Below are 13,082 nucleotides of genomic sequence, written 5' to 3' on the forward strand. Positions count from 1 at the left end.
GCAACGACAACCGAACGCGAATGAAGGTGAATTGCTGTTGAAACGACGCACATGTTAGCACGATGACAGAGGATCGTGCAAACCCGGTTGCGCCAGCCTGACGGGGGCGACGTGCTCAATCCCTTGCCCGACGGGGCATCCGGCGGATCGCCGGGGTCTGGAAAAAGTTTAAAACGGCTTCAAAATGTACCGTTTGGAGAGTTTTCTCGAACGGTTTGCCGAACGGTTTTGCCGAACCTGCACGCCAAAAAAATCCGCGCACGAGGCGCGGATTTCATTCATGCGGCGGCAAGCGCAAAACGCTCACTCGGCCGACGGCGGCACATACCCCTGCGCCGTGTCCGCGCCTTCGCCGAAGAAGAACTTTTCGGTCTGCTTCATCAGATACTGGCGCGCGCGCGGATCGGCCATGTTCAGACGGTTTTCGTTGATCAGCATGGTTTGCTGCTTCAACCAGGCCTGCCACGCTTCTTTGGAAATGCTTTCGTAGATCCGCTTGCCGAGTTCGCCCGGCAGCGGCGGGAAATCGAGGCCTTCGGCTTCCTTGCCGAGCTTCGCGCATTGAACCATACGAGTCATGCTGTGCTTCTCCTGTGTCGACCGGAGTTAGTGCTTCAACACTTACTCCGGTCCCATAAAAATGGTTATTGAATCAATTGTGGGGCAGTCGCTTTATATGGGGCCGCTCAGAGCTGTTTCATAGCTGTTTCATCAGCACGAGCGATTTGCGCTGCCAGTTGTAGAGTCGGCGGCGGTCTTCCGGCAGATCGTCGACCGTGACCTTGACGAAGCCGCGCTTCAGGAACCAGTGTTCGGTGCGCGTGGTCAGCACGAAAATGCGCGTGAGGCCGCGTGCCCGCGCGCGTTGCTCGATGCGCTTGAGCAGGCGCTCGCCGTCGCCGGTGCCTTGCGCTTCGGGCGCGACCGTCAGGCACGCCATTTCGCCGATGCGCTCCTGCGTGTACGGATACAGCGCCGCGCAACCGAACAGCACGCCATCGTGCTCGATCACCGAGAAATGGTCGATGTCGCGTTCGATCTGATGTCGGCCGCGCCGCACGAGCGTGCCGTCGGATTCCAGCGGCTCGATCAGCGCGAGAATGCCGCCGACGTCGTCCGGTGTGGCTTCGCGCAGGCTTTCGAGATTCTCGTACGAGATCATCGTGCCCACGCCGTCGTGCAGGAACAGTTCGAGCAGCAAGCTGCCGTCGAGCGCGTAAGGGATGATGTGCGCCCGCGCCACGCCGCCGCGGCACGCGCGGATCGAGTGCTTCAGATAGAAGCCCGCGTCGCCGGTGACTTCGCCGCTTTCGTGCAGCTTGTAGGCGTCGTCGAGCGAGAGTTCGCGGATCAGTTCGGTGCCGTCTTCGCCGGCTTGCATGAGGCCGGGCGTTTCGGTCAGGAACACGATCTTGTCGGCGCGCAGCGCGATCGCGGCGGCGGAGGCGACGTCTTCCATTGCCAGATTGAAGGCCTCGCCGGTGGGCGAGAAGCCGAGCGGCGACAGCAGCACGAGCTTGCGGCTTGCGAGCGAATGGCGGATCGAATCGGCGTCGATCTTGCGGACCACACCCGTGTGCGCGAAGTCCACGCCGTCCAGAATGCCGACCGGCCTCGCCGTCACGAAGTTGCCCGACACAACGCTAATGTGCGCGTGCGCCATCGGCGTGTTCGGCAAGCCCTGGCTGATGGCCGCCTCGATATCCAGACGCACTTCGCCGGCCGCTTCTTTCGCGGATTCCAGCGCGCGTGCGTCGGTAATGCGCATGCCGTGCGAAAACTCCGACTCGACGCCGTGCAGACTCATCTGCTCTTCGACCTGCGGACGCGAGCCGTGCACCAGCACGATCTGGATGCCCATGGCCTGCAACAGCGCGATATCCGACACGAGCGCATTCAGGAGCCCCTGATGCACCACTTCGCCGCCGAAACCGACGACAAACGTCTTGTTCCGGAACGCGTGGATATAAGGGGCGACCGAGCGCATCCAGTCGACGAATTGGGCGTGCTGTGCGAGGTTTTCCGTTGCTCCAGCGGGGGCCGGAACGCTCGCGGGCGCGGGGACGAGGTCGGTTTGGGAATTCATGCCGGGGATTATAATGCGCCCCCATGTCGAATGTACCCAAAAGTCCCGCCGCGGCGAACGAGAATGCGGCGCCGGCCGTCGATCAGACGAACGCCGGCGACGCGAAGCGCCGTCCTGAAATGGACGCGAACCCCGGCAACCCGGACGCGCCTCGCAAGGGGCGCGAGCCGCATCGCGCCGGTGGAGGCGCGCAGGCGTCTTCGAAAGAGAAAAATCCGTCGCGCACGGTGAAGGATGTGGGGCGCGATGAGGCCGGGCCGCGCCAACAACGTTCGCCGCTTGAAAAAAACTTGCCGGGCGCGCAACCTGAGCGGCCGCAATCCGGCAAGCAATCGCACCAACATTCGCCGCGCGAGCCGGGACAGCGGCGTGGGTCGAACGCGCCGAACGGGCCACGGGAGCCCGGCGAATCGCGCGCCGAACGCGAACCACGCGAGCCCCGCACCAGACGCGAGCCGCGCGTCGTCCAGCCGAATCCCATTCCGCCGATCACCTTCCCCGAAGCGCTGCCCGTCTCCGGCCGTCGCGACGAGATCGCGAAAGCGATCGCAGAAAATCAGGTGGTAATCGTGTCGGGCGAAACCGGCTCCGGCAAGACCACGCAGTTGCCGAAAATCTGCCTCGCTTTGGGGCGCGGCCTCGGCGCGGGCGGCTCGGGTCTCATTGGGCACACGCAGCCGCGCCGTATCGCCGCGTCGGCGACGGGTCGGCGCATCGCCGAGGAGCTCGGCACGCCGTTCGGCGAAGTGGTCGGCTACAAAGTGCGCTTCACCGACAATCTGTCGCCGGGCGCATCGGTCAAGCTGATGACCGACGGCATTCTGCTCGCCGAAACGCAGACCGATCCGCTGCTGAAAGCGTATGACACGCTGATCATCGACGAGGCGCACGAGCGTAGTCTGAACATCGACTTTCTGCTCGGCTACCTGAAGGAAATTCTCGTCAAGCGCCCCGATCTGAAGCTGATCGTGACCTCGGCGACGATCGACGCAGATCGTTTCGCGCGTCACTTCGGCAGCGGGGAAAAGCCCGCGCCGGTGATCGAAGTGAGCGGGCGGCTGTATCCGGTGGAAGTGCGCTATCGTCCGGTCGTTGAAGACAGCCCTGCTGTGAAAGCGGCGCAAGGCACATCAGGCGCATCGTCCTCGCGTGAACGCCCGAAAACCCAGCGCGAATCCGGTAAAGAGCGCGATCGCGATCTGATGGAAGCGATTGTCGATGCCGTCGACGAACTGTGTCGCGAAGGGCCCGGCGACGTGCTCGTGTTCCTCCCGGGCGAGCGCGAAATTCGCGACGCCGCCGAGGCGCTGCGCAAACACCATCCGCCGCATACGGAAATCCTGCCGCTGTTCGCGCGCCTCTCGGCCGCCGATCAGGAGCGCGTGTTCCGCACGTCCAACGCGCGGCGCATCGTGCTCGCGACCAACGTGGCCGAGACGTCGCTGACCGTGCCGGGTATTCGCTATGTGGTCGACAGCGGTCTCGCGCGCGTGAAGCGCTACTCGTATCGCAACAAGGTCGAGCAGTTGCAGGTCGAATCGATCTCGCAGGCCGCCGCGAATCAGCGGGCAGGGCGCTGCGGGCGCGTGGCCGACGGTATCTGCATTCGCCTCTACGACGAGAGCGATTATCAGGGCCGCGTTCGCTTTACTGATCCGGAGATTTTGCGCTCGTCGTTGGCGTCGGTGATTCTGCGCATGAAGTCGCTGCATCTGACGGCCATCGAGACGTTTCCGTTTATCGAGCCGCCGCCCGGCCGCGCGATCGCCGACGGTTATCAACTGCTCAATGAACTCGGCGCCGTCGACGACGACAACCAGCTCACGCCGCTTGGCCGCGAACTCGCGCGTCTGCCGCTGGACCCGCGCGTCGGCCGGATGATTCTCGCCGCGCGCGATCAGCAATCGCTGAAGGAAGTGCTAATCATCGCGAGCGCGTTGTCAGTGCAGGACCCGCGCGACCGGCCGATCGAGGCGCAGGAGCAGGCCGACCAGGCGCATCGCCGTTTTGCCGACGAGCGCTCGGAATTTCTGCAGTGGCTGAAAATCTGGAACTGGTTCGAAGAGGCGATCGCGCACAAGAAGTCGAACAAGCAATTGCACGAGGAATGCCGCAAGAACTTCCTGTCGCAATTGCGTCTGCGCGAATGGCGCGACGTGCATTCGCAACTGCTGACGGTAGTGCGCGAACACGGCTGGCGTCTGAACGAAGCGGAAGCGACGTTCGAGCAGATCCATCTTGCGCTGCTGACGGGCCTGCTCGGCAACATCGGACTGAAAGCCGACGACGAGCCGTATTACCTCGGCGCACGCGGCATCAAGTTCTATTTGTGGCCCGGCTCCGCGCTCGTGAAGAAGGCGGGCAAGTGGGCGATGGCTGCGGAACTGGTGGAGACGAGCCGTCTGTACGCGCGGTGTATCGCGAAGATCGAGCCGGAGTGGATTGAGAAAATCGGCGCGCATCTGCTGAAGAAATCGCTCTCCGAGCCACATTGGGAAAAGCGTGCGGCGCAGGTGTCCGCATTCGAGCGCGCGGTGCTGTACGGGCTGCCGATCTATCAGCGGCGGCGCGTGAGCTTCGGCAAACAGGATCCGGTGCGAGCGCGGGAACTCTTCATTCGCGGCGCGCTTGTCGAAGGCGAATTCGACACGAAGCTGGTTTTTTTCGCGCACAACCGTAAGCTGCTCGCCGACATCGAGCAACTGGAACACAAGTCGCGCCGCCAGGACGTGCTCGTCGACGATGAACTGATTTTCGCGTTCTACGATCAGGCGCTGCCGAAGGGCATTTACACCGGCGCGTCGTTCGAGCGCTGGTACCGCGATGAAGTAAAGAAGAGCGGTCAGCCGGAAGACAAGCTGCGCCTGCTGTATCTGTCGCGCGACGATCTGATGCGGCACGAAGCCGCCGGCGTGACGACCGACCTGTTCCCGAAACGGATGACGATGTCGGGCGTCGAAATGGCGCTCACTTATCACTTCGAGCCCGGTTCGCCGCGCGACGGCGTCACGCTCGCCGTGCCGCTCTACGCGCTCAACCAGGTCGACGCGCGACGCTGCGAATGGCTGGTGCCCGGCATGCTGAAGGAGAAGACGCAACTGCTGCTCAAGTCCTTGCCGCAGAAGCTGAGGCGTCATTGCGTACCGCTGCCGGAATATGCAGCCGGTTTTGTCGACCGGCATGGCGCGCCGCGTTTTGCGGCGGGCGGTTTGCTCGAAGCGCTGATCGCCGATATTCGCGAGCAGAAGCAGATCGCGCTGAAGCAGTCGGACTTCAAGCTCGAAACGCTGCCGCCGCATCTGTTCATGAACTTCAAGGTCATCGACGAACACGGGCGGCAGCTCGCGATGGGCCGCAATCTGTCGCAATTGCGCGCGGAACTCGGCGGCCAGGCGCAGCAGCATTTTCAGAAGATCGCGTCGAGCGCGGCCGGTGCGGCGTTGGCCGACGCCGCGGGTTCGCAGACGGATGCGGCGGCGGCGCCCGCGTCGAGCAGTGCGGCACCGCGGGGAAAGGGTGCTGCGGCGATGGGGCCGCAGACGGCGTCGCAAGGCGGCGTGGCGGGCACGGCGCTGTACGAGAAGCTGACCACGTGGAACTTCGGCAAGCTGCCTGATCTGCTTGAAATTCGCCGTGGCGGGCAGACGCTGTTCGGCTACCCGGCTCTCGTGGATCGCGGCACGCATTGCGACGTCGAGGTGTTCGATTCGCCGGACGAGGCCGCACGGATTCATCGGGCTGGGTTGCGCCGATTATTCGCGTTGCAGTTGAAGGAGCCGATCAAGTATCTGGAGAAAAATCTGCCGGGCTTGCGCGAAATGGCAATGCAGTTCATGACGCGCGGCACGCAAGAGGAATTGCGCGATCAGTTGATCGACACCGCGCTCGACCGCGCCTGCCTGCAAGACCCGTTACCGGACGATGACGTCAGTTTCCATACGCGCCGTGATGAAGGGCGTAGCCGGCTGACGTTGCTGGCTCAGGAAATCGCGCGGCTGATCGGACAGATTCTCGGCGAATACGCGACGGTGCTGAAGAAGCTGGTACAGGCGAAGTCGTTCACGGCCGCACATGCGGACATGCAGAATCAGCTCGACGCACTGATCGGCAAGCGATTCTTGGTCGATACGCCGTACTCGCAGCTCACGCATTTTCCGCGCTATCTGAAGGGCATTGGATTGCGCGTCGACAAGTTGAAGGCGGACCCCGCGCGCGATGCCCGGCAGTTCGCGGAATTCCACCCGTTGTTGCAGAACTATCAGCGCGCCGTTGCGCAGCGCGGTGGCGTGCCGGACGCGCGCCTGTCCGAGTTCCGCTGGCTGCTGGAGGAGTTGCGCGTTTCGCTGTTCGCGCAGGAGTTGCGCACGCCGATGCCGGTGTCCGTCAAGCGGCTTTATAAGGTGTGGGATTCGATGCAGCGGTGAGTGAGGAACAGAGCGCGGCGCGGGGCAAGTGATGCGGTTCGCGCTGTGCCGGAGTCGTTGCAGGTCGGCTGTGTCTTGGGCGCTGCAGCTCCGCTATGCCTGCGGCGCCAAGACACGGTTTTCGCGTTTTGCTCGCCTTGCCCATTTTCCTTGTTTATGCCGCGCTGAAAAAAGCGCGTGACACGCTCCCTTTAAGGAGTGCATCACGCGCAAAGATGCGCAGCGCGGAGCCGGGCCTGCGCCTCTTTGCTGACTACGTCCAGATGACAGCGCATTGCGGCCCAGGACAGCAATGCGCCAGGCCTGTGGCTCGCCTTACCAGTGCATGCCCGCACCGACCGACGCGCCGAACTGGCCGCGCGAGTCCGTGGTGCCTTGCAGCTTGTAGACCCACTTGCCGGTTTCCGACAACTGCGACACGCCGATGGCTAGCGCCGACTGGCCGCCATAAGTGCCGCCCGCCATCGCGACCATGCCGTGACCGGCCAGCACAGCTTGAGGCAGGCCGGCCATGGCTAACGCCGACGCCGTGCCGCCGTAGGAGTCGCGTCGGGCGGAGCGGATCTGGTCGTCCGTGTAGCTCTTCGCCTGGCCGACCGCGCCGCTCACGCCCTGCTGCAACTGATTGACGTTGACCGCATCGGTGCCCTGCACGCCGGCGGCGACATTGGCAATCTGGCGCTCCTGACCCGCCGCACCAACCGATACCGTGTTCGCCCGATCCGCGACCGAGCCCTGGCCCAATGCCACGGAGTTCCCGGCGCTGGCGGTGGCCGCCGCGCCGAGAGCGGTCGCGTTGTTACCGCTCGCGATGGCGTTCGCGCCGATTGCGGCCGCGTTGACGCCGGTGGCCTGCGCGTTCGCGCCGGCAGCCACTGAGTGCGCGCCGGATGACACCGCGCCTTCGGTATCGCGGTTGCCTTCGCCGCTAAAGAGCGGATTCGCCGCGTTGACGACGGCGTTATTGACGACGCCGGTAATGGCTGCGGTCAGTTGACCGACGTTGACGGCATCGGAAGCGTCGACACCTGCCGCGACGTTATGGATAGTGGTGCCGCCACTCGCTGTGTCGCCGCCGAGCGTCACGCTGTTCTTGTTGACGCTGCCATCGGCGTTCTGGTCGTACATCACCGCACCGTCGAGCCTGGCGGCGGTGGCGGCGCCCTGACTGCTCACGGCTTTCAACTGGCTGACGTTGACGGCGTCGGTATCGTCGGTACCGGCCGCGACGTTGGTGATCTGGCGTTCGTTGCCAGCGGAGCCGACGGAAACGGTATTGATCCGATCCGCGATCGATTGCTGGCCGAGTGCTACGGAGTTCTCCGCCTGCGCCTCCGCCATACGGCCCAGTGCCACGGAACCCGCGTCCCCGGCGTTCGCGAAATGACCGATCGCGACGCCATATTCGTTCGGGGCGCTGGCGCCGGTGCCCACAGCGACGGCGCCGGGACCATTGGCCGATGCACTGTGGCCGAGCGCCACCGAGTAAATGCCGGTGGCGGATGCACTGCCCAACGCAGTCGATCCCGGGGCCGTTGCCATTGCACCCGCTCCTACCGCGACCGAATTCCAGTCAGTGGCAGTAGCCCCGTTCCCCACTGCAATCGAGTAGTCACCCGTCGCCTTGGCGCTTGCGCCGACGGCTACGGCCTGAGGCCCGCTTGCAAGGGCGCTGCTGCCGACCGCGACGGCACGGTCTCCAATCGAACTCGCCTCGTCCGTGTCGTCATTGGCGCCATTCGCCTTGAAATAGCGCGATGCGTTGCCGACGACCGTATTGAGCTGACTTACGTTGACAGCGTCGGTGCCTGCCGTGCCGGCCGCAACGTTCGTTATCTGGCGTTCCTTGTTCTTCGATCCGACCGAAACTGTGTTGGGACGGTCCGCCAGCGAACCTTGGCCCAAGGCTACCGAACCGTCAGCCGACGCGTAAGCGTCATGGCCGATGGCAATCGAGTCCGCGTTGTTGGCAACGGCGGCATAACCAAGGGAGACGCTGCCAGCCGACGTTGCGGAGGCGTATGCGCCGAGCGCGACGGCACCCGTTCCCGCGGCAGTGGAGTTGGCGCCGAGCGCTGTGGCGTTGTTGCCCCATGCTGTGGCAAGCACCCCGCTTGCGACGGCGTGCGTGCCGCTCGCTACGGCGTCGTCCGTCCCGTCTGCGATGCCTTCGGCCTTGAAGTAGTGCTGGGTGCCGCTTTGCGAAATGGCGTCGACCTTGCTGTCGACCGCCTTCAACTGGCTGACGTTGACGGCGTCGGTCTGGTCGGCACCCGCTGCGACATTCGTCAGACGGCGCTCCTTGTCGACGGAGCCGACCGATACTTCGCCCCTTGCGGCGGCGCCGGCTATTGTCGCGGCATTGGCACGGGCGGGCACGTAGGCCGGCTTATTGAGATCCGCATTCGTTGTGGACCGGGAGCCGAGTGCGACGCTGTTGTCCGCGGACGCCGTGGCGGCGTAGCCGAGCGCAACGGAGTTCAGGGCGGTGGTGCTTGCCGCGTAGCCGAGTGCCGTCGAGTTGTCGCCCGCCGCGCTCGCGGATGGACCGCCGGCAAACGCGTTGTTATTCGACGCCGTGGCGGCGTAGCCGAGCGCAACGGAGTTCAGGGCGGTGGTGCTTGCCGCATAGCCGAGTGCCGTCGAATTGTCGCCCGCCGCGTTGGCCGATGGACCGCCGGCAAACGCGTTGTTGTTCGACGCCGTGGCGGCGTAGCCGAGCGCGACGGAGTTCAGGGCGGTGGTGCTTGCCGCGTAGCCGAGTGCCGTCGAGTTGTCGCCCGCGGCGCTGGCGGATGGACCGCCGGCAAACGCGTTGTTGTTCGACGCCGTGGCGGCGTAGCCGAGCGCAACGGAGTTCAGGGCGGTGGTGCTTGCCGCATAGCCGAGTGCCGTCGAGTTGTCGCCCGCCGCGTTAGCGGATGCACCACTGGCAAACGCGTTGTTGCTTGACGCCGTGGCGGCGTACCCGAGCGCAACCGAGTTCAGGGCGCTGCTGTTTGCCGCGTAGCCGAGCGCAACCGAATTCAGCCCCGTGGTGTTTGCCGCGTAGCCGAGCGCGATCGAATTGTCGCCCGCCGCGTTGGCCGATGGACCGCCCGCAAACGCATTGTTGCTCGACGCCCTGGCGGCATGACCAAGCGCGACAGAGTTCAAGGCGCTGCTGCTTGCCGCATAGCCAAGTGCCGTGGAGTTGTCACCCGCCGCATTGGCGTTCATGCCGGTTGCCATTGAGTTGCCGCCGGAGGCGTTCGCGCCGACCCCCACTGCAATGGAGTTCGTACCTGCTGCGTTTGCAATTATGCCCACGGCAATTGCATTGGTGCCGGTGGCACTTGTAAAAAGCCCGGTAGCAATCGAGTTCGCTCCCGCTGCGTTGGCCGCAGCTCCGGTGGCGATCGAGTTGTCGCCCGTGGCCTTGGCGGTGAGCCCCGTTGCGATCGAATTCGTTGCTGTTGCCGTCGCACCGGCTCCTAAGCCGATCGAGTTACTGCCGCTAGCGTTTGCGGTGAATCCGGCTGCGATCGAGTTATCGGCCAAGGCGTTCGCATAAGGCCCCGCAGCAATCGAGCTATTGCCAATCGCGTTCGAGCTGAGCCCGATCGCAGTCGAGTTGGCTCCCGCTGCATTCGCAAGATTTCCCAACTGGATGGCGTTTGCACCCGCGGCCATTGAATTTGCCCCAGCCAACGCCACTGCTGCAGCGACAACCGCCCGGACCACAAGCTTCCTGCGCGCCGAGCCGCGCTTCGTCTTCGACCTGGCTGTTTCCGGCGTTGCTACCCACGTTGCCGTTGCTTCACACCATACTGATTGATAGGTTTTATTCACTTGTCTTAAAACTCCGCGCTGTGTTTCGTGGCCGGCGTGAGCGCGGATAATCGGACAAGGCGTCATCGCCCGTTATCAGGTTGCGTCAAAATGACGGCGGTTAATGCCCGATCCTATTGGTTGACATTACTATGGTCGCCATTTTTTGCAGGTTATCCACATCTGGATTTATCTGCGTCACGCCCGAACGTCCACAAGATGAGAGAGGCCGGACGATGAGCTGGCAGGGATTGTCAGAGCGGAGACGAAGGGCAGAAATAAGCCAAATCCGAAAGATGCAAAACCAATTCTGGTTGTCTTATTTATCAGTGAGTTTGCGCCCCAACAATTAAATATAACCAGGAGCACTCGAAATAACTCCTAATAATCATCGCGTTTGCCGGAGTATTTTCTTAACTGAATCTCTTTCTAATGGGACGCAATCTTTTAGATTTCACCCGATGATCCCAACGCACTGGAACCGCGCGACGGACCGGTTCATCCGGCCCTTCATTTTCCCCACGCGGCAGGTCGACCTGGGTCAACCGCAGGCCGCGGCAAACGTTCTACAATGACAGTCGTTCTCCGAAGTGAGTTTTCATGCGTAAATTTTTTCTTTCCGGCGTGACAGCCACGTTCGCCGCAGGCGTCGCGCTCGTCGCCGCCGCAGGCTTTTTTTCTCCGGCGGCTCATGCCAACAACGTGATCGTGCTGAACTCCGCCGAAGCCACGCTGAGTCTTATTGACGAGACGACCCGCCAGGTCATCGGCACGGTGCCGACGGGCAAGGAACCGCATCACTTGATGGCGACGCCGGACAACTCGTCGCTGATCGTCGCGAACTCGGTGTCGAACAATCTCATGTTCGTCGACCCCAAGACAGGACAGGTCCAGCGCTGGGTTGAGAACATCGAGGATCCGTACCAGATCGGTTTTTCGCCTGACCGCAAATGGCTGGTTACAACCGGTCTGCGTCTCGACCGTCTGGACATCTACCACTACGACGGCTTGAAAAACCAGATGACGCTCGCGTCGCGTCTGCCGCTCGCCGTCATGCCGAGCCACATGGCGTTCACGAACGACAGCAAAACCGTCTTCGTCACGCTGCAGGTTTCCGGTGAACTGGCCGCGATCGATCTGGCCACGCAAACCGTCAAGTGGAAAATGAAAGTCGGCAAAGTGCCTGCCGGACTGTGGATGACGCCGGGCGAGAAGTATCTGCTCGTCGGCATGACCGGCGCGGACTACGTGGCTGTGGTCGACTGGCATACGCAAAAGGTCGTGAAGACCATCCACACGGGCAACGGCGCGCACAACTTCCGCTCGCTGGCCGACGGCAAGCACGTGGCGGTGTCAAATCGTGTGGCGAGCACCATCAGCATCATCGACGAAGACTCGCTCACGAATGTCGGCGACATTACCGGTCTGATGCCCGGACCCGACGACATGGAACTTTCCGCCGACAAACGCTATCTGTGGGTAACGTTCCGCTTCGCGAAGCACGTAGGCATTATCGATTTAAGCACGCGCAAGCTGATCCAGACCATCGCCGTGGGCCGTTCGCCGCACGGCATCTATTTCTTTAATCGGGCGCCGGTCACAGCGCCGAACGGCGCGTGATAATGCATGTATTCACGCCGCGACTGAGCGAGCCGAAACGATCGACGTAACCCGACGAGCGCCATGTTCCACCTGATCCTGTCTTCCCTCGACAACTTCGTCTCCGCGCTGCAGACGTTGCTGTACGTCGACGTGGTGCAGCCGCTGCTGTTTCATTTCGATCTGATGGACTACGACGAAGACACGTACGACAGCCTCTACTGGGTGATCGTAGGTGTCCTCGAGGTGCTGGCAATGTACGCGATTCTCCGTCCGCTGGAGGCGCTGCGTCCGGTCGAGCAGTGGGACAACCGCAAGGCGGTGCGCGTCGACGTGATCTACACGTGGATCGCCAAACTCGGCATTCTCAACCTGTTTTTCTTCTTTGCGCTGCAGCCGTTTTTCGACAATGTTCAGGCATGGCTGCGGCTGCATAACATCGCCAGTATCGAGTTCGACAATCTGTGGCCCGGCGTGACGACGCAGCCGCTGGTCACGTTCGTCATGTATCTGGTCGCGCTCGATTTCGCCGGTTACTGGTATCACCGCTGGCAACACCGCGTCGGTGTGTGGTGGGAGCTGCACGCGGTGCATCACAGCCAGCAGCAAATGTCGCTGTGGGCCGACGACCGCAATCATCTGCTCGACGATCTTCTGCAAGCGTCGTTCTTCGCGGTGATCGCGCTCGCGATCGGCGTGCCGCCCTCGCAGTTCGTGGTGCTGGTCGCGATCACGAATCTGGCGCAGAGCGTGCAACACGCCAATATTCGCCTGTATTTCGGCTGGCTGGGCGAGCGTCTGCTGGTCAGCCCGACATTTCACCGCCGTCACCACGCGATCGGCTATGGCCACGAAGGTCTGAAATACGGCTGCAATTTCGGCGTGCTGTTTCCGTGGTGGGACATGCTGTTTCGCAGCGTCTCCTGGAGCCGCGACATGGAACCGACCGGCATCAGCGATCAACTGCAGGGCCGCCGTTACGGCGAGGGCTTCTGGGCGCAGCACTGGCTCGCCTTCGTGCGCATAGCTGGGCGCCTGTCCGCGAGACGCCGCGATCAGGGCGACGCGACCGCTGCCTGAGCCCGCTGGCTGACTCCCTTCTCCGCGCGCCGCCGGTTTTCCCGGCGGCGCGCCACGTGGTTTATGCTGTCCACGTTCGCGCG

Annotated in this window: 6 protein-coding genes and 1 pseudogene; 3 read left to right on the top strand and 4 right to left on the bottom strand. The window is 63.1% G+C overall.

Going from position 1 to position 13,082, the window contains the following annotated elements; genetic code table 11:
• Positions 1 to 303 precede the first annotated feature (303 nt).
• Both C0Z16_RS02895 and argA read right to left on the bottom strand, forming a co-directional pair.
• Entirely contained in the window at positions 304 to 579 is a 276-nt protein-coding gene (locus C0Z16_RS02895) for an oxidative damage protection protein (RefSeq protein WP_073427523.1), read from the bottom strand.
• A 118-nt stretch (positions 580 to 697) separates the two neighbouring features.
• Complete coding sequence (argA, locus tag C0Z16_RS02900; RefSeq protein ID WP_020065469.1) at positions 698 to 2,086, bottom strand: amino-acid N-acetyltransferase; 1,389 nt, start codon at positions 2,084 to 2,086, stop codon at positions 698 to 700.
• A gap of 23 nt (positions 2,087 to 2,109) precedes the next feature.
• Here argA and hrpA point away from each other — a divergent pair, with 23 nt between their 5' ends.
• Positions 2,110 to 6,510 carry an ATP-dependent RNA helicase HrpA gene (gene hrpA / locus C0Z16_RS02905; protein WP_102630733.1) on the top strand — a complete coding sequence of 1,467 codons (4,401 nt, stop codon included), beginning with the start codon at positions 2,110 to 2,112 and terminating at the stop codon, positions 6,508 to 6,510.
• Between the two features lie 315 nt (positions 6,511 to 6,825).
• Here the strand turns inward: hrpA and C0Z16_RS02915 are convergent, their stop codons facing one another.
• Together C0Z16_RS02915 and C0Z16_RS39525 are read right to left on the bottom strand one after the other, a co-directional pair.
• Positions 6,826 to 9,666 (bottom strand): YadA-like family protein, encoded by a 2,841-nt coding sequence (locus tag C0Z16_RS02915; RefSeq protein ID WP_407070650.1) that lies wholly within the window; start codon positions 9,664 to 9,666, stop codon positions 6,826 to 6,828.
• A gap of 27 nt (positions 9,667 to 9,693) precedes the next feature.
• Positions 9,694 to 10,407 (bottom strand): annotated as a pseudogene (locus C0Z16_RS39525) (ESPR-type extended signal peptide-containing protein); the annotation flags it as partial.
• Between the two features lie 513 nt (positions 10,408 to 10,920).
• Here C0Z16_RS39525 and C0Z16_RS02920 point away from each other — a divergent pair.
• Together C0Z16_RS02920 and C0Z16_RS02925 are read left to right on the top strand one after the other, a co-directional pair.
• Positions 10,921 to 11,940: a YVTN family beta-propeller repeat protein gene (locus C0Z16_RS02920; protein ID WP_102630734.1), complete on the top strand. Its 1,020-nt coding sequence runs from the start codon at positions 10,921 to 10,923 to the stop codon at positions 11,938 to 11,940.
• Positions 11,941 to 12,003: 63 nt separating this feature from the next.
• Entirely contained in the window at positions 12,004 to 12,999 is a 996-nt protein-coding gene (locus C0Z16_RS02925; protein WP_102630735.1) for a sterol desaturase family protein, read from the top strand.
• Positions 13,000 to 13,082 lie beyond the last annotated feature (83 nt).

This window comes from Paraburkholderia rhynchosiae (assembly GCF_002879865.1).
GTDB classification, from domain to species: Bacteria; Pseudomonadota; Gammaproteobacteria; order Burkholderiales; family Burkholderiaceae; genus Paraburkholderia; species Paraburkholderia rhynchosiae.